Source organism: Solibacillus sp. FSL W7-1464 (genome assembly GCF_038004425.1).
Taxonomy (GTDB): Bacteria; Bacillota; Bacilli; order Bacillales_A; family Planococcaceae; genus Solibacillus.
This window is the reverse complement of the sequence record NZ_JBBORC010000001.1, coordinates 1,636,260-1,660,120: the sequence shown is the minus strand read 5'-3', so window position 1 is coordinate 1,660,120 and position 23,861 is coordinate 1,636,260. Positions and strand designations below refer to the sequence as shown.

Annotated in this window: 30 protein-coding genes; 9 read left to right on the top strand and 21 right to left on the bottom strand. The window is 37.1% G+C overall.

From position 1 onward, the window contains the following. The first annotated feature begins 141 nt into the window (after positions 1–141). From MKZ25_RS07985 to MKZ25_RS07970, 4 genes are all read left to right on the top strand, one after another. Positions 142–834 carry a hypothetical protein gene (locus tag MKZ25_RS07985; protein ID WP_340801037.1) on the top strand — a complete coding sequence of 231 codons (693 nt, stop codon included), beginning with the start codon at positions 142–144 and terminating at the stop codon, positions 832–834. A gap of 291 nt (positions 835–1,125) precedes the next feature. Further along, complete coding sequence (locus MKZ25_RS07980; protein WP_340801036.1) at positions 1,126–1,461, top strand: PadR family transcriptional regulator; 336 nt, start codon at positions 1,126–1,128, stop codon at positions 1,459–1,461. After that, complete coding sequence (locus MKZ25_RS07975) at positions 1,448–2,071, top strand: permease prefix domain 1-containing protein (protein ID WP_340801035.1); 624 nt, start codon at positions 1,448–1,450, stop codon at positions 2,069–2,071. The genes MKZ25_RS07980 and MKZ25_RS07975 overlap by 14 nt, the downstream gene beginning before the upstream one ends. Before the next feature lie 7 nt (positions 2,072–2,078). After that, positions 2,079–2,369: a hypothetical protein gene (locus MKZ25_RS07970; protein ID WP_340801034.1), complete on the top strand. Its 291-nt coding sequence runs from the start codon at positions 2,079–2,081 to the stop codon at positions 2,367–2,369. A gap of 22 nt (positions 2,370–2,391) precedes the next feature. On the opposite strand, the gene MKZ25_RS07965 is transcribed toward MKZ25_RS07970, so the two are convergent. From MKZ25_RS07965 to MKZ25_RS07915, 11 genes are all read right to left on the bottom strand, one after another. Then, the gene (locus tag MKZ25_RS07965) at positions 2,392–3,198 is read right to left on the bottom strand and encodes an aldo/keto reductase (RefSeq protein ID WP_340801033.1); all 807 of its coding nucleotides are present in this window, start codon (positions 3,196–3,198) and stop codon (positions 2,392–2,394) included. A gap of 106 nt (positions 3,199–3,304) precedes the next feature. After that, the gene (locus tag MKZ25_RS07960; protein WP_340801032.1) at positions 3,305–3,715 is read right to left on the bottom strand and encodes a DUF3021 domain-containing protein; all 411 of its coding nucleotides are present in this window, start codon (positions 3,713–3,715) and stop codon (positions 3,305–3,307) included. Continuing rightward, on the bottom strand, positions 3,716–4,171 hold the full coding sequence (locus MKZ25_RS07955) for a LytTR family DNA-binding domain-containing protein (protein ID WP_340801031.1): 456 nt from the start codon (positions 4,169–4,171) through the stop codon (positions 3,716–3,718). A gap of 10 nt (positions 4,172–4,181) precedes the next feature. Next, on the bottom strand, positions 4,182–4,964 hold the full coding sequence (locus tag MKZ25_RS07950) for an ABC transporter permease (protein ID WP_340801030.1): 783 nt from the start codon (positions 4,962–4,964) through the stop codon (positions 4,182–4,184). 12 nt (positions 4,965–4,976) lie between these two features. Continuing rightward, entirely contained in the window at positions 4,977–5,696 is a 720-nt protein-coding gene (locus MKZ25_RS07945) for an ABC transporter ATP-binding protein (RefSeq protein WP_340801029.1), read from the bottom strand. A gap of 232 nt (positions 5,697–5,928) precedes the next feature. Then, positions 5,929–6,927 carry an NAD(P)/FAD-dependent oxidoreductase gene (locus MKZ25_RS07940; protein ID WP_340801028.1) on the bottom strand — a complete coding sequence of 333 codons (999 nt, stop codon included), beginning with the start codon at positions 6,925–6,927 and terminating at the stop codon, positions 5,929–5,931. Positions 6,928–7,142: 215 nt separating this feature from the next. After that, on the bottom strand, positions 7,143–9,536 hold the full coding sequence (locus tag MKZ25_RS07935) for a heavy metal translocating P-type ATPase (protein ID WP_340801027.1): 2,394 nt from the start codon (positions 9,534–9,536) through the stop codon (positions 7,143–7,145). Positions 9,537–9,631: 95 nt separating this feature from the next. After that, positions 9,632–9,838: a copper chaperone CopZ gene (gene copZ / locus MKZ25_RS07930; RefSeq protein ID WP_251688345.1), complete on the bottom strand. Its 207-nt coding sequence runs from the start codon at positions 9,836–9,838 to the stop codon at positions 9,632–9,634. Between the two features lie 13 nt (positions 9,839–9,851). After that, positions 9,852–10,178: a metal-sensitive transcriptional regulator gene (locus tag MKZ25_RS07925; protein WP_340801026.1), complete on the bottom strand. Its 327-nt coding sequence runs from the start codon at positions 10,176–10,178 to the stop codon at positions 9,852–9,854. Positions 10,179–10,276: 98 nt separating this feature from the next. After that, complete coding sequence (locus MKZ25_RS07920) at positions 10,277–11,065, bottom strand: class I SAM-dependent methyltransferase (RefSeq protein ID WP_340801025.1); 789 nt, start codon at positions 11,063–11,065, stop codon at positions 10,277–10,279. Beyond that, positions 11,053–11,487, bottom strand: a complete 435-nt coding sequence (locus MKZ25_RS07915; protein ID WP_079526359.1) for a BrxA/BrxB family bacilliredoxin — start codon at positions 11,485–11,487, stop codon at positions 11,053–11,055. Before MKZ25_RS07915 ends, MKZ25_RS07920 begins: the two co-directional genes overlap by 13 nt. Positions 11,488–11,813: 326 nt before the next feature. Between MKZ25_RS07915 and MKZ25_RS07910 the strand changes: the two genes are divergently transcribed. Then, positions 11,814–11,978, top strand: coding sequence for an aspartyl-phosphate phosphatase Spo0E family protein (locus MKZ25_RS07910; protein WP_340801024.1), 165 nt, complete (start codon positions 11,814–11,816; stop codon positions 11,976–11,978). A 328-nt stretch (positions 11,979–12,306) separates the two neighbouring features. Further along, positions 12,307–13,074 carry a TerC family protein gene (locus tag MKZ25_RS07905; RefSeq protein ID WP_340801023.1) on the top strand — a complete coding sequence of 256 codons (768 nt, stop codon included), beginning with the start codon at positions 12,307–12,309 and terminating at the stop codon, positions 13,072–13,074. A 79-nt stretch (positions 13,075–13,153) separates the two neighbouring features. Here the strand turns inward: MKZ25_RS07905 and MKZ25_RS07900 are convergent, their stop codons facing one another. Both MKZ25_RS07900 and MKZ25_RS07895 read right to left on the bottom strand, forming a co-directional pair. Further along, a complete protein-coding gene (locus tag MKZ25_RS07900; protein WP_340801022.1) occupies positions 13,154–13,285 on the bottom strand; it encodes a hypothetical protein in 132 nt (43 codons plus the stop codon). Positions 13,286–13,394: 109 nt separating this feature from the next. Then, positions 13,395–13,619: a transcriptional regulator gene (locus MKZ25_RS07895; protein ID WP_340801021.1), complete on the bottom strand. Its 225-nt coding sequence runs from the start codon at positions 13,617–13,619 to the stop codon at positions 13,395–13,397. A 222-nt stretch (positions 13,620–13,841) separates the two neighbouring features. Between MKZ25_RS07895 and MKZ25_RS07890 the strand changes: the two genes are divergently transcribed. Together MKZ25_RS07890 and MKZ25_RS07885 are read left to right on the top strand one after the other, a co-directional pair. Continuing rightward, positions 13,842–15,176: a hydroxysqualene dehydroxylase gene (locus MKZ25_RS07890; RefSeq protein WP_340801020.1), complete on the top strand. Its 1,335-nt coding sequence runs from the start codon at positions 13,842–13,844 to the stop codon at positions 15,174–15,176. A gap of 109 nt (positions 15,177–15,285) precedes the next feature. Then, positions 15,286–15,852 carry a GNAT family N-acetyltransferase gene (locus tag MKZ25_RS07885; RefSeq protein ID WP_340801019.1) on the top strand — a complete coding sequence of 189 codons (567 nt, stop codon included), beginning with the start codon at positions 15,286–15,288 and terminating at the stop codon, positions 15,850–15,852. Positions 15,853–16,159: 307 nt separating this feature from the next. Here the strand turns inward: MKZ25_RS07885 and MKZ25_RS07880 are convergent, their stop codons facing one another. The 8 genes from MKZ25_RS07880 to MKZ25_RS07845 all read right to left on the bottom strand — a co-directional run bounded on the left by MKZ25_RS07880 (position 16,160) and on the right by MKZ25_RS07845 (position 22,201). Next, the gene (locus MKZ25_RS07880; protein ID WP_340801018.1) at positions 16,160–16,549 is read right to left on the bottom strand and encodes a DUF5071 domain-containing protein; all 390 of its coding nucleotides are present in this window, start codon (positions 16,547–16,549) and stop codon (positions 16,160–16,162) included. 432 nt (positions 16,550–16,981) lie between these two features. Continuing rightward, the gene (locus MKZ25_RS07875; RefSeq protein ID WP_340801017.1) at positions 16,982–17,404 is read right to left on the bottom strand and encodes a hypothetical protein; all 423 of its coding nucleotides are present in this window, start codon (positions 17,402–17,404) and stop codon (positions 16,982–16,984) included. Between the two features lie 302 nt (positions 17,405–17,706). Then, positions 17,707–18,111: a hypothetical protein gene (locus MKZ25_RS07870; RefSeq protein ID WP_340801016.1), complete on the bottom strand. Its 405-nt coding sequence runs from the start codon at positions 18,109–18,111 to the stop codon at positions 17,707–17,709. Between the two features lie 216 nt (positions 18,112–18,327). Next, a complete protein-coding gene (locus tag MKZ25_RS07865; RefSeq protein WP_340801015.1) occupies positions 18,328–20,460 on the bottom strand; it encodes a heavy metal translocating P-type ATPase in 2,133 nt (710 codons plus the stop codon). Further along, complete coding sequence (locus MKZ25_RS07860; RefSeq protein ID WP_340801014.1) at positions 20,441–20,821, bottom strand: ArsR/SmtB family transcription factor; 381 nt, start codon at positions 20,819–20,821, stop codon at positions 20,441–20,443. The genes MKZ25_RS07865 and MKZ25_RS07860 overlap by 20 nt, the downstream gene beginning before the upstream one ends. A 264-nt stretch (positions 20,822–21,085) precedes the next feature. Continuing rightward, complete coding sequence (locus tag MKZ25_RS07855) at positions 21,086–21,292, bottom strand: hypothetical protein (protein WP_340801013.1); 207 nt, start codon at positions 21,290–21,292, stop codon at positions 21,086–21,088. 211 nt (positions 21,293–21,503) lie between these two features. Continuing rightward, the gene (locus tag MKZ25_RS07850; RefSeq protein WP_340801012.1) at positions 21,504–21,923 is read right to left on the bottom strand and encodes an HIT domain-containing protein; all 420 of its coding nucleotides are present in this window, start codon (positions 21,921–21,923) and stop codon (positions 21,504–21,506) included. A gap of 86 nt (positions 21,924–22,009) precedes the next feature. Next, positions 22,010–22,201, bottom strand: coding sequence for a hypothetical protein (locus tag MKZ25_RS07845; RefSeq protein WP_340801011.1), 192 nt, complete (start codon positions 22,199–22,201; stop codon positions 22,010–22,012). A gap of 863 nt (positions 22,202–23,064) precedes the next feature. Between MKZ25_RS07845 and MKZ25_RS07840 the strand changes: the two genes are divergently transcribed. Then, positions 23,065–23,802, top strand: a complete 738-nt coding sequence (locus tag MKZ25_RS07840) for a hypothetical protein (protein WP_340801010.1) — start codon at positions 23,065–23,067, stop codon at positions 23,800–23,802. Positions 23,803–23,861 lie beyond the last annotated feature (59 nt).

Below are 23,861 nucleotides of genomic sequence, written 5' to 3'. Positions count from 1 at the left end.
TGTACTTTTTTAGCATTTTTAATCTTAAAAATGCTAAAGTATTATAAATAACCAGTACATCAAAGACTTTTTGATATCCTTTACTTTTTTAAAATAATTTAATTTGACATGCAAAATGAAATTGTAAACGTAGGAGGAATTATGAAAAAAACGTTTTGGATTACTACGGCGCTCTTTGTTATAATTATTAAGTGGGAAGTTATTACAGAAAACAATAATTTTGAAGGAATTTTCATGATAACTTTTCTTTTATTTGCGCTATCGATAAAATTTTTTTATGTGACGATTTTTTTAATCCCGTTCATGATTTGGTTTCTTGTCACTCTGATAAGCAAGACGGATTCAGAAATCATTAAAATTACAGGTTTATCTTTCTTTATTTTTGTGACAGCGATGCAATTAATATTTGCTTTTTCGCTTCTACCGGAGAAACCGATAAAAAAAGAGATTGTAGCTAGTTTTGGTAGCGAAGAACGAATGTTAGAGGTTATAAAAGAACGGATAATAGTTGAAAATCCTAGTATTGATTTCCATTTAATGGAACAAGAATATTCTGAAGAAGTCGATGAGGGGAGAAAGCTTCCTTCACTAAATTATGTTTTCAATGTGACATATACCGATGAGGATAACGCTGTTTACAGCGGCGGATTCGAAACTTCTGTAATGTGTAGTGGCGGAACGATAGATGATTGCCATCTAATATATTCCAACTTTGAAAATCTTAAAACAGATGAAGGAAAAGAAGTAATTAAAGAAACGGATGAAGAATTTTTAGAAAGAACACAGTCCGAAGATTATAATTACAACCCATGGGAAATTAACCCACATTATTAACTTAGGAAAAGTAGCTGGATTGAATCTGAAAACCTCCATTTGAATTGAATGGAGGTTTTTTATGTCTGGATGTGAACCATAAAAATGAAAGCAAAATGTAATGGGTTAAGAATAACCCAAGCCTTGTCTGCTCCCTATATGATAAACAATAATGTCCACAAATTCTAAACGGCGAAATAGGCCATCAGCATTGGCCAACCATAAACTTTGTCCAGTATAGAATTTATTTTATACATTGCATTACGATGTACATTGGATTAATATGTATTTAAAAGGCGGTGATTGTAAATAGTGGAAAAAGAAATGATGAAAGGGAGTATCGATATTTTACTGTTATCACTACTGGCAGAACAGGATCGATACGGCTATGAAATGACAAAGCAGCTTCGCGTATTAAGCGATGAAGCCTACTCTATGAATGAGGGTACGTTATACCCTGCGTTAAAGCGTTTAGAACAGCAGCGCCTTGTGACGAGTTATTGGCAAGACGAGGCTTCCGGAAAACGTCGGAAATACTATGCAATTACAGATGTGGGACGTGAACAATTAAAGCAAAAAATATCGAGTTGGGAGCAGTTGACCCGTTTAATCAAACGAACGGCAGGTGGATTGTATGGAAGTCGTTAAACATTATGTAGAAAAAATTATAGCGAATTTGCCAATCAATGATGAAGAACGTGCTTTGATGAAAGAAGAATTTGAAAATCATATTTTGGAACATATCGATGAACTACGAATGGTTGGATATTCCGAACAGCAAGCCATTCAACAAGCTTTGCAGTCGTTCGGTGAAGCTTATCACATTGAAAAAGAAATGAAAAAAGTATTGTTCCCGCATTATAAATGGATACGCTTTTGCGCGGCGATTGTATTTACCATTTTTACACTATGTATTAGCGCCCACTTTATTTCAAAATGGCTGGAGCCCCGTAATGCTTCACCTATTTCCATCGGTGTGATAGTGATGCTGCTTTTCATTTGCACATTCATATTCGGTGCATGGGAACTGTTGTATAACGAAGCTAAAAAGGCTTATAAAACAAAATGGCTTAATGTGACAACCATTTTTATTGTACCGACGTTATTGTATGAATTCATCGTATATTTGCAATTCCAGCCGGATACTTTAGAAGATTGGTTACTTCATGATGAACTGTTGATTCCACTATATGTAATCTTTTACGTTGTGGGGCGCCAATTATATACGTATAGTATAGGCGAAAAAATTAGGGGTTGAAATGGCAATGGGAGTCGCACTATTAATCATAGTTGTTGTCACAGCGATTGGCCGGGCATTAACGAAAGGTCAATCAATAAGAAGAAAGCGGATTGTATGGGGTATCTTGATTATGATTGGATTAAACCCGTTTGTTTCCTGGCTAATTGGAATTTGTTTCGCTATTTTTGCCGGAAAAGGCTTTGCAGGAATGGGTATGATGGTCATACTGTTTATTGGAATGTTTTTCATTGGTGCTATTATTTTGATAAGTGGACTTTTAACAAAGGCAGATATCAAACAAGCGTCTCCAAAATAGGAGACGCCCAGTTAATAACTAACTATAGGTTTTCAATTTTCTCTATATCCGCTGCAGTCAGTTCGAAATCGAAAAGATCCAGATTAGCTGCCTGGTTTTCACGGTTGTGTGATTTCGGGATAACGACCACACCACGCCCGATTTGATATTTCAATAAAACTTGAGCACCGGTTTTCCCATACGCTTTACCGATTTCCTCCAGCACTTCATCTTGGTGTTCTTCCGTTTTCATCGGCCCCCACGCTACGGGTGTGATGCCCTCTTCTTGCAATAAATCAAGAAGTTCTGTGTTCTTTTCTTTTAAATTAATTTGTATTTGATTAACGGCCGGCTTCACTTTCGCGAACTCTTTCAATTCATCCAAATGATTTTTCTTAAAGTTCGATACGCCAATTGCTTTAAGTTTACTCGCCTCATAATATTCTTCAAAAACTTCCCAAGTGTTTTTAAGCTGCTCTTTGTCTTCAATCGGAGCATGAATCAGAAGCAGGTCCAGATAGTCTGTTTTAAAGTTTTTTAGACTATTATCGATTGCTGCTCGCGTCGATTCCTTTGAAGAAACATATTCTTCTCTCGCAGGAACTTTTGTCGTAATGAACAATTCTTCTCGAGGCACTTTACTCTCTGCTAAAATCCCCCCGACAAGCGCCTCGTTTCGATAACTGATCGCTGCATCTATTGAACGGTATCCTAGCTCAAGTGCTGATTTAAGTTCAGGAATTTCATTTGTCAATTCACCGTTATAGTCTTTATTTTCTTTACCGTACGTATTAGTACCAGTACCAACAATCGGCATTTTTACTCCATTATTAAGTGTGATATATTCCATAGTTTAGGCACTCCCTTTGTATCTCTCATTATTTTTCCCGATGACTCTATCATAACGAAAAAGGGAATTTTCAGAAAGTAATAGGTAGTGCTTCATGCTTTAACTTTTATAATTTATTCAAATCCTCATTCAACTTTGCTGCCTGCTGTCTGAAATACAAGTAGAATCCCAGCCAAATAACTGTATAGAACACGATAAAGATACAAAGCATACCGAAAAACCCTTTGATCGTGAAAGGTATCCAGCCAATAACGAACGCAACGATGAAATACAATATGACGACACAAAGGAAATGCAAAACAGTTTTCATCTTTAATGTAAAGTTCTCCATTTCAAACAGCAATGGTGTTACAGAGAAGAACCATCCGCAAATTATTAATCCAAGTGCATTTTTCACTAGAACACTGGAATCCAGAACTTCTTTTTCACCAAAATAAACCGTCAAAAATATTGTGACCAGTGTCAAAAAAGAACCGAAAAAAATACCTGCTATACTTCTGTTCAAAAATCCCTTCATCTATTTTTTCCTCCTATTCACTTTCAAAGCTTCCTTAATCGCATTCACATAAGTTCGTGAAACATATTCCTTCGCTCCAGATTTAAAGTGAACACAAAGCGTACCATTAAAGGAAGCTTCAAAACGACTCAGTTCATGAAGATTGGCAATGACGGATTTCGAAAGTCTGATGAACTTTGTTGCCGGCAGTATCTCCTCAAGCTCATATAATTTTTCTCTTAATATAAAAGAACCCTCTGAACTGACGGCTACAACGCCTTCATTGCCTGTATGAAAATAGTGAATCTCATCCGGCTTTAAAATATGCTGCATCTCTCCATCTCTTCCAACAATAAATTGCGTTTTCTTTCCCTTTAAAAAATCAAGTATTTCTTTAATGGAGTCGTCCATTTCACTACAGTGGATTGTTACTTTCGTTTCTTCATACTCGCTATCTATGTCCAATGTGACTTTCACGTTGACACCCCTAGTTTTGTACTTTTTTCCATAGTACCATGTTATAGCTCCTATTTTTCATTATGTTTCCAAAATAAAGAACGATAAGCGATATTACAAAACAACCGATAATAACCACTATGGAAAGCAGCGAACTATTGTCCATCTGAAGCTGACCATTCCACACAGCAATAAAGAGCTGATTCATATGATAGAGCGGATTGAAATTGGCGATGATTTGCACAAATTCCGGCATACGGTCAACCGGCATCGCAAACCCTCCTGTAATCATGCCGACTTGAAAGATAATAATCGAAAATACGAGTGCGCCATTCATCGTTGTAAATAGTGAATAAATAGCCGACGATATGATGAGCAAAACCGCATTAAGAAGCATGAAGAAACCAAATGACATGATAAATTTCCATACAGTAAAAGAAAGATCGTAGGCAATCATCCCGAGAATCGAAACAAGAAAAAATCCAAAGCTTGTAATGATGATCGATTTTAATATGCTTGATAGCAGTAGTATCTTTTTCGGTACCGGTGACAGGGTTATGCGCTTTTCCACTCCAGTAGTCCGATTCATTACTTGGTCAAAGCCAAAAGCAAAGAATATGACACCGAACGTAATGAGCAGAATAAAAGAAGGTGTGTATGTTTCGACATAGCTTAAATTTCCCGCATAAGTGAAGCTTCCAAATAATTCGCCCATAAACAAATACGTTGCTGGCGGTACGACAATCGTGAATAAAAGATAAAACAGTTCCCTCGAAAACATAATCAAGTCATACTTCAATTGAGTTTTTAACATGTCATTTCCCCCTTATATAACTACTGAGTTTAAGTAAAATTCGTGAATCGATTTGTAACCGGAAGCCAAAATTCCTTCTGTCGTATCAAATACTTCCCCGACTCCATCATTTAACAGCATTACTTTATCGCAATATAATTCCACCTCATCCATGTTATGAGTCGTCAATATGACCGTTCTTCCAGTGCGTTGGTTGTAATCAGAAATATACTGCCAAAGCATATTGCGCATATGCGGATCCAGACCTGTTGTAGGTTCATCCAAAATAAGCATTTTCGGTTCTGATAAGAAAGCGATGGCCAAACTGATAATTTGCTTCCAGCCGCCGGACAATTTATCAAAATATTTCTTGCGATATGGTCCCAATTTGAAATCCGTAATAATTTGCTCAATGTCTACTGAGGATTTGTAGTAGGCTTTAAACAACTTCAGCAGCTCGATAACTTTCAACGTCTTATAAAACTGGGTAGGCTGCAAAACGGCTGAAATATCTTTTCTCGCCTGTTCAAGTTCCTGATTGGAAAATGATTTGAGCTCTTTCCCGAATAAAATGACATTCCCCTTGTCATAAGTCTTCAAAGTCATTAATATTTCCAAAAACGTCGATTTCCCGGCACCATTTTTTCCGATGACCCCAATAACTTCACCCGACTTCGCTACGAAATTAATTCCACGTAAAACATGATTACTGCCATATGTTTTTTTCAGGTTGCTTACATTCACAATTTCCATTTTCCGTTCCTCCCTGTTCTTCTTCGTACCCTTACTATAATTCCGGGACGAAATCACGTCTTCCGCTTTCCGGTGACCGGTCATATTTCAAAGGTCACTTGTATAAAAAACGCGGTGAGTTACATGAAACGAAAAGAGCAAAGTGAAATGAAAATAAAAAATACCACTTCCCCGTAAGGAAATGGTATTCATAATAAAGCTTCGTTTAATTAACCGTAGAAAGTCGATAAAGCTATTTTTCTTTAAAAAGATCCGTGCTGTGCGGTACATGTTTTTTGGCAGCTGGGTCAATATACAGCCGCGCTGCACTAATGGCAACCGGCGCTTCACCGAATCCCGTTGCAATCAATTTCACTTTTCCATCGTATGTTGTGACGTCACCAACCGCATAGATTCCTTCGATATTGGTTTCCATTTTTGGGTTGACGACAATGGAATTTCTCTCGATTTCCAAACCCCACTCTTTAATCGGTCCTAAAGAGGATTTAAATCCATAATTTACGATGATGTCGTCAACTTCTAGTGTTTCCTTTTCGCCTTCTGCATTTCGGATGATAATCTGTCTAATACCATTTTCATCGCCAACCAATTCATCAGGCATATAAGGCGTTTTTATTTCAACACCGGAATTGAACAGATTTTCAACGCTGTGTTCATGCGCCCGGAACTGATCTCGCCTATGCACAAGTGTAACTTTTTTGGCAATCGGTTCAAGCATAAGCGACCAGTCAATAGCAGAATCCCCGCCACCGAAAATGACAACATTTTTCCCTTTGAATTCACTTATATTGTGGATGAAGTAATGAAGGTTTTTGCCCTCGTAATAATCGGCTCCTTCAACTTCCAGCTGTCTTGGCTGGAATGCGCCAAGACCTGCTGTAATGATGATGGTTTTTGTATAATGTATTTCTTTATCGGTTGTCAGCTTAAATGTTCCGTCCTCCAACTTTTCAATGGCTTCAACACTTTGACCAGTTACAATCGCCTGATCAAAGGCTGACATTTGTTCTTTCAGATTATTGACAAGTTCCTGTGCACGGATTTTTGGAAATCCTGCGATATCATAAATATATTTTTCCGGATAAAGTGCTGCAAGCTGCCCGCCTAATTGCGGCAGACTTTCAATCAATTTCACTTCAAGCTGGCGCATGCCCCCGTAGAATGCCGTAAACATCCCTGCAGGACCGCCACCGATAATCGTGACATCATATACTTTTGAATCTTCATTCATATTATTGGCCCCAATCATTATAAGAAATTAGAGTGCTAGTATGTTCAAACGCATTTAACACTTCATTGTACGTTTCCACAACAAACTTTTTTAAAACAAATGCTGTATTTCTATGTTGGAATATTCTTATCGAATTTAAACTTCAATATTGATTGTCATCCTTGCGCCGTTTCCTTCAATCTCATCCGCATTCTTTATCCAGGATACCGAATATTTTACAATTTCACACGCTGCAGTCTTAATGCATTCAACACAACGGAAACGGAACTGAATGCCATTGCTGCGCCTGCTACCCATGGAGCAAGGAACCCTAGCGCGGCAATCGGAATACCGATGACATTATAGGCAAATGCCCAAAACAGATTTTGTCTAATATTCGTCATCGTTTTACGGCTCATTATAATCGCATCGGCAATACTGTTCAGATCCCCGCGAATTAATGTGATGTCCGCCGCTTCCATCGCTACATCCGTACCCGTGCCGATCGCCATCCCGATATCAGCGACCGCAAGTGCCGGTGCGTCGTTGATCCCGTCACCGACCATTGCAACATTACGCCCTTGTTGTTTCAAGTCTTCGATTTGCTGTGCCTTTTGTTCCGGCAGCACTTCTGCAATTACTTCATCAATACCGACTTCCGCTGCAATCGCATTGGCGGTACGCTCATTGTCCCCTGTAAGCATAATGACTTTCAGGCCAAGTTCGTGCAGACGTTTTACCGCTTCAGCAGATGTTTCTTTTACCGTATCCGCGACGGCAATGATTGCTGCAAATTGTTTGTTGATCGCAACAAGCATCGCCGTCTTCCCTTGCTGTTCCAATGAAATGAGTTGCTGTTCAACTGATTCATCAATACGAATTTGTCGATCTTGCATCAGCTTTCTCGTACCGGCAGCAACTTCTGTGTTATCCACTTGCGCTTCAATACCAAGCCCGGGAAGAGCCTGGAAGCCAGAAACATTCGAAAGTGCAATCCCGCGCTCTAATACACCTTCAACAATTGCTTCTGCCAATGGATGCTCGGACTGTTTTTCTGCTGATGCAACGATGCGAAGCACATCAATTTCATCAAAATTATTGAACAGTACAACATCTGTCAGCACAGGCTTTCCGTTTGTCACGGTTCCTGTTTTATCGACAACAATCGTATCGACAAAACCTGTCTGTTCAAGATGTTCGCCGCCTTTAAACAGTATGCCGAGCTGTGCGGCACGGCCTGAACCTGCCATAATCGATGTCGGCGTCGCCAAACCGAGCGCACATGGACATGCGATAACAAGAACGGCAATCGTCGCTTCAAATGCCTGGATAAATTCTCCGCCGATCAGCCACCATAATAGGAATGTTACAACGGCAATCCCTACAACGATCGGCACAAAAATATTGGAAATCTTATCGGCAAGACGCTGAATCGGTGCTTTGGAGCCTTGAGCCGACTCGACGATTTTAATGATTTGCGACAAAGCTGTTTCACTGCCAACTTTTAATGCCTTCATTTCCAGTGCGCCATTTTTATTCAGTGTGGCACCGTAAACGAAATCTCCGATACTTTTTTCCACAGGCAAACTTTCACCTGTCAGCATCGATTCATCCACTGCTGAAGTTCCGGAAACGACTTCCCCATCAACAGGTATTTTTTCACCCGGCTTCACTCGGACGATATCATGGATGCGCACTTCTTCGAGCGGCACAGACTGCTCGACGCCATCACGGATCACAAGCGCTGATTTCGCCTGCATCCCCATCAACTGCTTGATTGCCTGTGATGATCTGCCTTTTGCACGTGCTTCAAACAGTTTTCCTAATAAAATCAGTGTAATCAGCACCGCGCTCGTCTCAAAATACAGGTGGGGCATATGGCCGTTCGGATGTGCGAGCATTTGATAAATACTATAGAAATAGGCCGCACTTGTTCCCATCACGACGAGCACATCCATATTTGCAGCACCACTGCGCAATGATTTATATGCGCCCACGTAGAATTGCCAGCCAATAATAAATTGAACAGGTGTTGCTAATGCCAGCTGTACCCAAGGATTCATAAGAATATCAGGCACATATAAAAAGCTCGTAAATGAAAAATGGGCAACCATCGTCCATAACAGCGGCAATGATAGAATGGCAGCCGAGATAAATTTAACCGTTTGCCGTTGGATCGCTTTTTCCCGATGATCAACCGCATCGCCTTCAACGACCGGCTGTGCGCCATAACCGATTTTTTCGATTCGCGCCATAATATCGGACACCGAAACTTGTGACGGGTTAAATTCTATCGTTGCTTTTTCCAATGCCAGGTTCACATTTGCCGATGCAATCCCATCCATTTTCCCAAGCACTTTTTCGATTCTTGCCGAACACGCCGCACACGTCATTCCATCGATTGTGAAGTCCGCTTTCTCTTTGACGACATCATAGCCAAGTGCCTGAATCTTCTTTTCGATATCCTGTGCTTTAATAACCGTTTCATCGTATTGAACCGCCGCTTTTTCAACGGCTAGATTGACGTTCGCCGATTCAACCCCATCCATACGGTTCAAACCTTTTTCAATCCTTGCCGAACATGCCGCGCACGTCATACCTGTTACTTGCAATGTCAGTTCTTTCGTCATATTCTCACCTCTTTATACCTTTAGGGGGTATAAAATTTTATAAAAAGAGAGGTTCTCTAAAGTAGAGAACCTGAATCATTCATAAACCTCAATCATTAAACAACGTCATAACCTTGTTCATCAATCGTTTCTTTAATCTGCTCTACAGTAACGGCATCTTCGTTATACGCAACCGATACCTTTTTCTCGGCAAGATCCACTTTTACTTCCTGTACACCAGCTAATGCGCCGACGCTCGTTTCTACAGATTTCACACAATGACCGCAAGACATACCATTCACATTTAACGTTACATTTACCATACTTGAACACTCCTTATTTTTTCATCATTTTTTGAATCGTTACGACAAGCTCGTCCAAAACTTCCGTATCGCCTTCATTCAGACGATCCACGACACAGCCCTTTAAATGGCCTTCAAGCAAAATTTTCGCGACACTGTTTAAAGCCGATTGGGTAGCCGATAATTGTGTAATGATATCATCACAATACACATCTTTATCGATCATGCCTTTAATTCCGCGAATTTGCCCTTCGATTCGATTCAATCTCGTCGTTAAATCTTTTTTTATCGGTTCAGGATGATGACTTTTGCGACAGCTCTCTTCAATTGTTTCCAATAGACTATCGTTTTCATGAATCATTCAATCATTCCCCCTAACTTGATTTCAGATTATCATACCTATAAGGGGTATGTAAAGTGTAAAGAAAAACGTTGAAGTTCTCTACAAGAACCCCAACGCTATTTCACTTCAAACACACCATAATGAAACTTGGCTGTTAATCGGACATCACGCTGAAACTGGTATTTTTCAAACCAGTTCGATTGATAGTGTGCCTTTAACACGACGCGTTTTTTTGCCACCCGTTTTGCTTCAGCCACCCATTCATCCGTCAATGTCAGGTGCTTTCCGGCATAGCGCAGCGCTTCAAAATTAGTTGATTCTTCAATGACTTCCTCAAACATCGGATCCATGTAGACGACATCAAAGCTATTATTTTCTTGCTTTTTTAAATATTCCAGTGCAGTGGAATGGACCACTTCGATATTTCGCATGCACGCAGTTAAAGGAAGTTCAGTCGTATCATAAGTTTGCATCCCTGTTTTTACAATAAACGACACATTTTTATCTGCTTCTACACCGATCACTTTTCCCTCATTCCCTACAACATAAGCGGCCAGCAAGCTGTCGGCTCCTAGGCCTAGTGTGCAATCCAAAAATGTATCCCCTTTTTGCAATGCACAAGCAGTAAGTAATGGTTCGTCTTCACCACGAGCGACGCGTTTCAGACGAAATGCGGCAGAGTTCGGATGAAAAAAGAAAGGCGCCTCGGCACCTTTCGCATAATATTCAAAACGATTTTTCCCCGCAACAATGACATTGGCGTCGTACACTTCAGAAAGCTTACGAACCGAAAGTTTTTTGCGCGGAACAATTGTTGCCTGCAGCTCCTTACTTGCAAATTCAGCTAACTGAAGTGATTGCTCGTCCGGTCTGCCTGCAGTTGTGACAATCGTTACTCGGCACATACTTGTTTTAACACATCTGATAAATGATCACGGATTTGTTCCATTGGATGACCTTCGATTTGATCACGTGGAATGAAATAAGCTAATTGACCATCTTTAAGAATTGCCATTGATGGTGAGCTTGGCGGTACTTCATCAAAATATCCGCGCATCGCTGCAGTTGCTTCCGGGTCCTGACCGGCAAATACGGTTACAAGCTGATCCGGTTTCACATCTGCTACTGCTTCACGAGCAGCCGGACGTGCTAGACCTGCAGCACAACCACATACTGAATTGATTACAACTAAAGCTGTCCCTTTTGTTTCAGCCATGAATTCATGTACGCTATCTGCCGTAGTTAATTGTGTAAAGCCTGCACTCTCAAGTTCCGTACGCATTGGCTGTGTTACTTGACGCATATATTCATCATAAGCATTTGTCATTTTTCAAAACCTCTTTCTGTTTATATGTATTCACATCGCTCATTATATCAATGATAATACCAGATGTACAAAAATTGGATTTCAACGATTTTCTAATGGTTTAAAAGTCACTAGATTCTCCAAAAAATTCATACATTCCAAATTTAGTCAAATATAAAGCATTCGATTTATGTATATTATTATTACATTTTACAAATTATTGAATTATGCGTATTTAGCATGTTTCGACATATATTTTATCCGAAGTATTATAGGATGAAACAGTTGTCATTTTGTATTAACAAAAGTTTAAAACCTACTAATTACTATTGAAGGGAAATTTATCGATGAAATTTTTACTGTTAAAAAAATTACTAAAGTTAAGAATTGAGACAAAAAGAAAACTAATGTACAAAAAAGCCAGTGATTTAGGATTCACTCATCCAGAAGTCGTCAATTGCAGTCAGGAACTGGATGAATTACTTAATAAGTATTCGGATATTGCCGCTTAATTAAAATGAAGGATTAACATATAGTTTTGCTTCTTAAAAGTTTGAGTTCAGATTGGTTTATTAGTTATACATAGTTCATTGAAGCCAATGGACTATGTATCTGTTAGTTTTGTAAAACTCTTTTTCAGACACTTTTATTTCCACGAACTTAAAGAAAAATATATCCCTCTCCCAAAAAGAAAACCACTTTGTAAAAAAGTACTATGAACGTTTTTCTAAGTTACTGATATTGTATCCCCCATGAAGGCTTATCAAAAATAAAAGGGGGTATACTCTCCGTAAATGATAATATTTTTATCATTTTTTTAATGCGTTAGGGGGAATGTAATTGGATATCTCTTTGTTACTAGAGTATGGTTGGGTATTATTACTGTTAATTGGCTTGGAAGGATTGCTTGCTGCAGATAATGCACTTGTTTTAGCCATTATGGTTAAACATCTACCTGAAAAAGAAAGGCGCAAGGCTCTATTTTACGGTCTTGCAGGTGCCTTCATATTCCGTTTCGCTTCTTTATTTATCATAACATTTCTAGTAGATGTATGGCAGGTACAGGCTATTGGTGCTCTATATCTATTATTTATAGCAATCAATCACATTGTAAGGAAACTATACTTTAAAAATAAAGTCCCCAAAAAGGAAAAAGAACAGAAAAAATCCGGTTTTTGGGGGACGGTGTTTAAGGTCGAATTGGCGGATATAGCATTCGCGGTTGATTCAATCTTAGCAGCAGTAGCTCTGGCCATGACACTCCCTAATACGGATTTACCTCAGATTGGCGGTATGGATGGCGGAAAATTCCTTGTCATTTTTGCAGGGGGATTAATCGGATTAATTATTATGAGGTTTGCTGCAAACTATTTTGTGAAACTGCTTGAATCTAAACCAGGACTTGAAATTGCAGCATTTGTAATCGTAGGGTGGGTTGGTGTCAAACTTGCCGTTTTAACTTTGAGTCACCCTGATGTAGGTGTCATTTCTTATGAATTTGCCCACTCCCTTGAGTGGAAACTGATATTTTATGGAGTATTAATCGCAATTGCGGTAGCAGGATGGTTTTTATCCAATGGCAAAACTTTAAAATCTTCCAATAAATAACTTCCCGGAAAGTTGTTGCTCGATTGTCAAATCAGCGCAGAAAAATAACCCTCCACAAATTAAAAGTGGAGGGCTTTATTTATTTTGTTTTAACATATTCTGAAATTTCCCTTCTAATTAAATACATACGTTTTAATTTATTTAATCTAGGTTTACTCTTCACAATATTTTCAAAAAAGTTTGTTGCCCCCATTCTTTTTAGTGCTCGCATCTAGTATCCACCTCCCCTACTTGTAATATAACACAAATAGTCAGAATATTCCACAAAATATTAAATAAATGATATTAATTTTTGTATATTCGATTAGCTTATATATATCCTAAGCGTGTAACCCCCTTGCTTTTTTATTTACCGGATGTACCGCTAAAATATTATCTACAATAAAATTTCGTTTTGCATGACGGGAAAAACAATATGCTTGCACATGATTTCCGGAAATTTTTATTAGTTTTATTCGACGCTTTGTTATTGACTGATCTTTGGCGATGTACACAATATCCAAAATTTGATTGTGTTTCATCGCTTTTATCAATTGTTCCCTCATCCTTACACCTCACTCTACTTTATTATAGAACAAGTGTTCTGTTTTTACAATTATCAAAAATCCCCAAATGAAAGAAAGTTCACTGCCAACGTATTTAATTAAAAATAAAAGATCGGATGTATGAATTTCACAATTTCTCTCCATGCTGATTCATTATTGTTTGACACGATTTTGTTCGGGAATAGGAACAATACTTTACTTCAATTTGTAGGAGGGGGAATATTGGAAAAGTTTGATGTCATTGTTGTAGGTTCAGGCTTGGCTGGTTTAACGGCTGCCCTTAAACTAAGTGAAAAAGGAAAATCAGTTATTGTATTGGAAATGAATAATGTTATTGGAGGAAGGACATCTTCATGGGATGAGGATGGAATGTTGGTTGAATCCGGTTTGCATAGACATATCGGCTATTACAAAGCTTTACCAAAACTGTTGAAAAAAGCTGGTGTCGATGTTGATGACATCGTTCAGTGGGAAGAACAAATCGATATCCGCATAAAAGGGAGCAAAGAAAACAAATCATTTGGAATTTCTCCGGTTTTCGGTCCGATAGAAACGTTAAAAGGCATAATCGGAAATAATGATATTCTGCCACCTGGGGATAAACTTGCACTAGTTCCCTTTTTTACAGATGGATTTTTACAATATACTCAAAATCCAGAAGAATTGGACCAGTACAGTTTGAGGGACTTCGCCAAAAAGCATAATATTAGTGAAGAAGCTTTGCATAATCTTCTCATTCCTTTGAGTACAGGCGTATTTTTCCTGCCTCCCGAACGATACTCTGCAAAAGTATTTTTCGGTCTTTTCCTTCCGGGTGTGAGCCGGTTTTATAAGTTGAGAATCGGTTCGTATCTTGGTGGGATGACTGAGGTATTGGCCAATCCGCTAGCGCATCATATTACTAAAAACAACTGCGTCATCCGGACAAATTCACCAGTCAAAAACTTGGTTATGCATCAGGATACAGTTACAGGAGTGCTGTTGGAAGACGGCCAGGAGTTGACGGCAAAACATGTCATAATTGCTGCAAATCTCGGCGGAGCCAAAAAAATATTGAAGAACCACTTTCAGGATAATCCGTTCTTCGAAAAGATTTTCCGTTTACCGACAATGCCTGCTGTCACTATTCAAATGGAGTTCGAACAGCCTGTACTTCCCGTCGACCGAACGACATTTGGTCCACTCACTTCACTTGCCAGCTTTGCCGAGCAGTCCCGAACTACGTTTACACACGTCCCGGGCAGAATGTCGATTATATTGACACCACCGGAAAAGTTCATCAACATGGACCATAAACTAATTTTGGAACAGGTACAAGAAGACGGCAAAGCATTAGGGCTCGATCTGGAAACAGGTTTGGCTAATTACCGCGTAATCAGCCATCCTGAAGATTTCCATAGCTTAGAACCGAATTATGATCATTTACGTCCTGATCAACAAACTCCAGTCAAAGGACTTGTTCTAGCTGGTGATTATACGCGTCAACCATTTTTCGCAACGATGGAAGGAGCTGTTACTTCAGGTGAGAATGCAGCCCGCCTTATTTTGGAAGAATAAATTCCCCTTCTAAAATCCCTTACTATAAAGGGATTTTTTTTTTGCAAAGTAGTCGAACCTGTCGAAACACTCGCTGTAATAACATAATGCCCTCTATTGTGTTAAAATAATGAAATTCGAACATGAGAAGGCAGGTCCACCGATGAATATTTACCCGTACGAAAAGAAATATGGAGTGCAAATTGCGGTACTCCTAAACGATTTTTTACCATTTGAACCAGAAACGGCCGATACCGTCGATCAGGCTGGCGGCATTCGTTATATAGCCGTTAATGAGCTTGATGAAGTTGTCGGTTATATTGCAGGTTATGAAATATTGGATTTCAACAAGGAGTTCCCTTACTTTCATGAAGAGCTGCAATCGTTAAAGGGACTTGTCGAATCAGGCATCAGTTATTATACAAGTCATTTTGTCGTCCATCCAAACGAGCGAAAAAAAGGAATTGGAACAAAGCTTGTACGTGCCTACCTCGAAGCTGTACATCCGGTTGCAAAAACGATCGTTACAGTTGGCTGGGTACAATCTGATACAAACCGCTGGGCAGCTGAGCGACAATTTGCATCACAGGGCTTTGAACCATTTATTTATATGCCGCGCTATTTCGAGCCCTATCAAGTCGATTGCCCAAGCTGCAAAGGTCTTTGTTATTGCGATGCACATATTTTTGTGAAATAAGCACTGACTTGTTTATGGGACGCAAAGAGGATTGTACAGCGAAAAAAATATACACGATCTATGCAAAAAAACTGATGACTTTGCAAACACCTTTTACGTTTAAACCGTTGTCATTATTGAGATTTAGTAGAAGTGTATAAAACAATGAATAAAGAATATACCTATAGAAAAAGCAGGAACGTTGATTTAACAACGTTCCTGCTTTTTCGTGTATTCCCAAACTTGAAGTGCACCCCATTTGTTTTGTAAACGTTATTAGTTCTTGTTGCACTAAAGCACATCGTTAGTGAAGTAAGAGGAGGTTTATTTAGATTGTTTCCAAAATCTTTTTTGCTATTTCATCAAGTTCTTCTGCGAGTTCATTACGTTTTGGTGTTTCAGATACTCTTGTTAAATACTCTCTAAACTGAACTCTCGACTCTTTCGGCAATTCTATAACTAAATAGTGTAAAATGAACCACTTCCAGTTATCATCATCAGAAGAAGTTAAAACATCTTGCACATATGGAACAATTTCTTCTGGAAAAGTTAAAAGTAGTTCTAACACGCTTGATGCCACTGGCCAATTCATATCTTGAATCCATTCAAGGAGATTAGGTAATAAAGGCAATATTTTATCTCTATCCATTTTTTTTATCATTTCTACTCTATCATTATCTGATTTATGTCTTGGTAAAAGACTTTCGAAATTCTCCATATATACCTAGCCTCCATGCTTACCTTAGTTGAAGTATAACGTTACCAATGTGTCATTTGGGAACGTTATTATTTATGCTTTATCAATCAAATAAAATAATTAAGTTTTGTTTTTCAATCTTTTTTCGTTATATATCCAAGCATAATAAATGAACCAAGCAATCAGAGGAATTAACATAAGATAAGTAAGCCCATTTGCTGGAAGATAGTATATTAAAAGTAAGCCTATTATTAACACTGGTACGAAGATAATAAAATACTTCTTTTTATGCACAATGACACCAATCCCTTCACATCTCTTTATAAAATCAACTTTAACATATATCCCCAATGTAAATGCACCCAAAGCGATGTTTAGGAATGTTTAGTGGAATTCTTTTTAAAAATGTATGTTTAGATAAATATGTAAAGAGTGGGCTTCAAAATGTAATTTTTATTCTAAATGTAGTAAATCACTTTCTGAATCAGATGTAGAAAACCCTTGTTGAGTAATATCGTATTTATTACGAGCGAAATATGTATATTCCACTTGTGGTTCATTATCAAATATGACACCAATAAAATATGGATTCGAGGTTTCATAACCATCTTCACGATGAGGCACTGTTCGAAATTCCCACGTTTCTCCAGGATACTTTTTCTCCAAATGCAACTGTATATAACTTACTTTCTTTTCAATTTGTATATCTGTCCAATATGGACGTACAAAATAAATGATGCCAAAAGACAATAAAAATAAAAGAGCCAACCCCTGAATCCTTTTTCTCGTTTTTTCTTTAAAAATAAAAGAAATGAACAAAATAAAAACTAAAATTCCACAGGCTATCAACAATTGAATAATTTCTATTGGGTGCAATGAATCCTCCCCTTTATCAATTAGTTCGTTAATTAAATTATAACGTCCCCAAACCAACGTTTGGTAACATTCAAGCCATTAACGTTGTAAATCTGCATAAATCTGGCGAGACGCCTTTTTCTGGTTTACTCCTTCACTTACCCCCATGTCCTCTTTAAAATGATTTCTCACAGCGTCTCAGAACGTTATTTTAATAAAAACAGCGACAAGCACTGTTAAATCAGTTTTTGTCGCTGTTTGAAATATTACCAAGCTTTGATTTAGGAACGTTATTAGAATACAACTTTTATATATTGCAAATATTATTCGTTAGACGATTCAACTCTAGTGATAACCCCGCTATACATAGCTTTCCACATATCGCCCTCCTTTTCGGCTCGATATAATTCTAAAGTACCCTTATACAAATGCCCTTCAATATCTTTTGTAAATTCGAAGAACTCGGGTTGTTGTTGTAATTCATGTAAATCAGTATAAAATAATTCAGTTTTGTAAATAGGTAATCCAGAAGGTGTGTGTAAATATTCTTTCGTAGTTAAATAGGAAATACCTTGGAAATCTGAAACTGTTAGAGTTTGAACCTCCGTAGAAAAATAGTCGTCTTTTAATTCTATCTCCTGTGTGACTGCATAAGAATTATTTGAAAACGTAAAAATACCACAAATCAATACTGCTAATAGGAAAAATACACGTAATTTCTTTTTCATCCATATCCCCTTTCCAATAATTGTATATATTTATATTATACTTAAGATTACTAACTATACAATTATTAGTAAATCTAAAAGTAAAATATAAATAAATTCAAAAACCTTCCCAAAGCGTGTTTAGGAAGGTCAGCAGGTAAAGTAACTAAAGTGTCATTAGGGACCATTATCTATGGTTAATTTGTATACGTTATAATCCCTTTTTGAACTTAAATTTTATTCTTTTACTCTCAATAGCCTTAAACTGTTTAACATTACAAGCAGTGTTGCGCCCATATCAGCGAATATCGCAATCCATAGCGTTAACCAACCAGGCATAACTAACATTAATGCTACTAATTTAATTGCTAAGGAGAAGGTAATATTTTGCTTGATAATGACTAAAGCTTTACGGCTTAATTTAATTGTATATGGTAATTTACTTAGGTCATCAGACATTAATGCGATATCAGCAGTTTCTAACGCTGTATCTGTTCCAGCACCACCCATTGCCACACCAACTGAAGATGCTGCAAGTGCTGGGGCATCGTTGACACCATCTCCAACCATTGCCACACTCTGATGCTTTTCACGAAGTTTTTTAATAAAGTATAATTTATCCTCTGGCAATAAATCGGCTTTAATATCTGATACATCAACCTGTTTTCCGATGACTTCTGCTGTTCGTTGATTATCACCAGTAAGCATTACTGTTTCGATGCCCATATGATTCAGTTTACTGATGACTTCTTTTGAGGAGTCTCTCACTTCATCTGCAACGGCAATCAACGAAAGAATTTCTTTTTCCGTTCCCAAAACCATTACCGTTTTACCTTGAGTTTGCATACGAGTGATATTTTCTGTAATAGATGATTCAATACCATTTCTAATGGTTTTTTCAAACAGATTAGGACTTCCCACATAGTACATGTCACTATTTACTTTGGCTTTAACGCCTTTTCCTGTAATAGATTGGAACTCTTCAACCACGACACCCTTAAAGTTTAACCCGTTTTCTTCAGCTTTTCTCTTAATCGCTGAAGCTAATGGATGTTGGGAACCATTTTCGATGGCTGCAGTAATTGTCAATAATTCATTTTCGTTTCCACGATATGTTACGATATCTGTTACAGCAGGAATACCTTTTGTTAATGTTCCTGTTTTATCAAACGCAATCGCTTTTAAGTGTCCAGTTTCTTCTAGATGGATGCCACCTTTAATTAAGACACCATTTTTTGCTGCATTTCCAATTGCAGTAACAACAGCCACTGGAGTTGAAACAACTAAAGCACAGGGACAACCAACAACCAATATTGCTAAACCTTGATAAATCCATTCACTCCAATCTCCACCAAACAGTGGCGGAAGAACGGCAATTACAGCAGCCAAAATGACAATTGCAGGTGTATAGTATTTCGCAAATTTATCTACAAATGCTTGAGAAGGTGCTCGCTCTGCTTGTGCTTCTTCTACAAGATAAATAATTTTCGAAAGCGTCGTATCTTCAACTCGTTTTGTTACTTTTACTTCAAGCAATCCTTCTTCGTTTAAGGTTCCCGCAAATACCTCATCATTTATTGTTTTAGTTACTGGAACACTTTCTCCAGTAATTGCAGCCTGATTTAACGTGGAAGTTCCCTTAATAACTGTTCCATCCATCGCCAATTTTTGACCAGGTTTGACGATCATCATATCTCCAACCTGAATATCTTCAACATGAACCATCATTTCTTCAGTTCCACGGCGAATTAACGCTTCTTTTGGAGCAATATCCATTAAAGATTCAATAGATTGACGAGCCTTATCCATTGAATAACGCTCTAATGCTTCACTAATAGCGAACAGAATGACAACCATTGCCCCTTCTCCCCATTCACCTATCACAGCAGCTCCTATAATGGCAATCGTCATGAGCGTATTCATATCAAACTTTAATCTGCTTAGATTTTTAAGCCCTTTAATGAATAGCGAATAGCCGCCAATTAAAATAGATGCTGCATAACCGATTGTTGGAAGGGTATGTTCTTCTCCAAATTGCTCCACTAAAGACCAACTAATCACAAGCAAAACGACTGAAATATAAACCTTAATATTCTCTTTTTGCTTCCAAAATGGTTCACGTTCCACCTTTTGTTCTTTTTCATCCCGAATCTTTAAATTCTCAAATGCTCCTGCTTTTTCTAGTTCCTCAATTGTTGCATTGCCTTTCACATACACTTTAGATGCACCAAAATTAACCTTTGCATCCTCAACACCTGGCAAACCTTTAACGTTACTTTCAAAAATAGCTGCACAATTTGTACAAGTAAACCCTTGTACACGATAGGTTTTCATTTCTTCTTCTGTTAGTTTACCTTGTTGCACAGACATTGACCTTCACCTCTTTCTTATATGCTAATGCGAGGGTAATCAATTGCTTGATATGGTCATCATCCAGTGAATAAAAGGCTAATTTACCTTCTTTTCGATACTTTACAATCCCTTGCTTATGAAGAGTTCGAAGGTGATGAGAAGCTGTTGCAACAGAAGAACCAATAATATTGGCAATATCACAAACACATAACTCATCATCTTGGCATAAAGCAAAGGAAATTTTTGCTCTATTTTCATCTGCAAGTGCTTTAAACAATTGGGCAACACTGGAAAGGTCTTCTTTTTCTAATTCACCTTGTATTTGATTGACTTTTTCCTCGTCATAACAATAAATTTCACATGTATCTTTCTTACTCATTAAGATCACCCTCCCTCATTCAAATATTCATTTGATTATAGTGTACTCTTTTTGTATCATTCAATGTTTGAATGATAAAAAAAAGAATTGGAAAAGTCCAATTCTTAATAACGTTATTAAATTTAGTTAAAAGCTACCGAAGCTTTTATTTGGGAAGGTTATTTAAGTTAATTATGTATGCTTAATTCATTTGTTTATCCATAAAATTACTTTTAAATGTTAATTTTTGACTGTAAAAATTTCAGATAGTTATTCTATACGATTTTATTCTTCTAAATGGCGTCTTACTGCAGCTTTTACTTTATCTTCTTTAGGTATGAGTTTTTTGTGAATTTCTTTTAACAAATATAGCCCTCTTAATAAGCAACCTACTACTATACCTGATAAAACAATAGCTGCAACAAAGGGATGAATCATAAATAATATAAGTGATAGCAATATTGAACCTAAAATAGGTAGAAAAAAATTCATGCAAAAACCTCTTTTCATTTGCAATAATTGTAACTAAATAATCGTACCAAAAGTTTCAATTGGGAACGTTAGTATAAATCGAAATGTATTTTAAATTCATAATCTCAATCTTTTTTTTAGATAATTTACTCCATAATTTTTGTCCACTACCTCATTATAAAACTCAAATTTAAGTTGAAGTCACTATAAAACTAACTGTTAAATGAATATCTTATAATAATTGTTTCAGAAGAGTATATGTATATTCAAGTTTCTCTGTAGTAGCAGCATCTTTATCTGTTGGAAGTTTTAATTCTATTTTTTCATTACGATGTCTCGGTATGATATGGAAATGAGTATGCATAATATCTTGTTGTGCATTTATTCCATTATCATTAAGTATAGTAAAGTCATTACAAATCCCAGAAGCAATGAGTTGATTTGATACCTTGATAAGTGCATTCATTAATCCTTTCATAATTTCTTCATCGTTGATAGTGTCTAATCTGGTAAAATGTTTATTGGGGATTACTAATATATGACCTATAGCCACAGGGTTAATATCTAGAAATGCAGTTACTATCTCATCTTTAAATATTGTGTAGGAGGGTAGTTCTCCCCCTACAATCCTACAAAATATACAATTCTCCATTTTTTCAATCCTTTCATTCCTCAGTAAGAATTATTCACTTTGTGTATACTACCTATCAGTCTTTCATGAATCCGTTATTGCATGCTTTACTGACATTTTTCACAAATAACACTGTCGGCGGTTCTTGCAATTGCATTATCTAATCTTGATACCATCATGTTTCTTTCAGAGGGCATCGTTATATTGGCTGTAAAACGTTCCCCTTCTTCAATTTTTCTTCCACAATTAGAACAAGCTAATTGCTTAGATGTAAATGAATCCTTTATCTTATCCAACATTTTCAGCAGCTCCCAACTTCAAATTATGTATCAAAATACAAAGATTATTTATCAAGGGTTTATTTAATTCCAAACGTTTTCAAACCGCCTTCCCCCTTGTAATATAACAAAACAGTAAGAATATTACATTAACTTATTAAATAAATGATAATAATTTCCCCCATGGCGATACCGTCGATCAGGCTGGAGGCATCCGTTATGTAGTTGTTAGTCGATTGCCCAAGCTGCAAAGGTCTGTGTTATTTTGATGCACAAATTTTTGTGAGGTAAATGCTGACTTGATTAAAGTTCCCAAAATGAATCCCAACGAGGATTACAACGAAAAGTATATAGAAAAGCAGGAACGTTGAATTACCAATGTTCCTGCTTTTCTTGAATTTCGAATTTATTTTGTGCTACTTTTAACTGCAAAAAACTTAATAAACAAAGGTAATAGGAAAATAAGTGTAACAATTAAAAGTAACTGATCAGACATTAATCTAAAAAAGGCTGTGTTAATAATATAAAGTGTTAAGAGAATAAGATAACCGCCTAAAAAAATATTATCATATACTCTTTTACTAAACAGAAATGGTTTCTTCAGATAAATCATTAAAAATAAACCTAGCATCAAAATCACTAAAATCACTATAACATCACCCCTGTTTACTGCGAATAAATGTTGGAATTGCTGCTAAAATAAAACCATTAAAATGAAATGTAATTAAAACACTATTACAATATTCGGAGACTAGCAACCTCAATCTGGAAAATGAGTATTAAATAGCATTCTTTATTCTGGTACTAAAGTATCCGTACTCATAGAAATAATTACTAAAACATAATTAAGCATCAATAGCGCAAAATAATTTTGAGGTGTTTAAATGGTAATTGTCAAAAAGATTTTATTTATTATTTGCGTAGTGATTTTTAATATAAGTATTGCACCGCTTTGCAATGCAGAAGAATTAAATGAAGCTAAGCGTTTAGAGGAAAAAATTGCAGACCTTAAAGAAAAATTAAATGAAGCAGAAAAACGTCTTCAAAATCTTGAGCCTTCCAAACCTGAAAATATTTCTGACCCTCCTTGGAAAGAGCAACCTTTCCCATCAAATGTGGTTCAAATTTCAGAAGTGATGAAAAATGGAACTAAAATTCCTTTTGAAGTGATAGTAAGTAAACCTGATTATAAAAGACCTGCATATGAGGAACATTGGTATAGCAAGACCGGAAGATGGAGTTATATTCCTAGTAGGATCCATTATGCCCTGCACCGATTATTTACAAATTATGATATTGGAATCTCTGGTTGGTATGATTTCGAACACAACCTCGGCTTATCTATCCCCATGTTTCAAAATGAAAATGATTTGGACCTTTATATTGTTGCATTTCAAACCGAAATTACCGATGTTTTTACTTTAGGTAATCAGGTCGTTTTGGTCGGCCATCCAAAAAGAACCGGGGTTCAGGTTATTACAGTTAAAACCGGGGCAATAAACCCACTTAATAAAAAGGAACCTTTACTTGTACAATTAGCAACTCAATCCGGGGATGAAATTGATTATTCGTTAATTTCTTATATGCCTCCTGACTTTTGGTCAAAGCAAAAGAAAAACTAAATGAGCGTAAGCGTAAAAAAAGACAAAAACTCTTACCTAAAGAGTATTTTGTCTTTCTT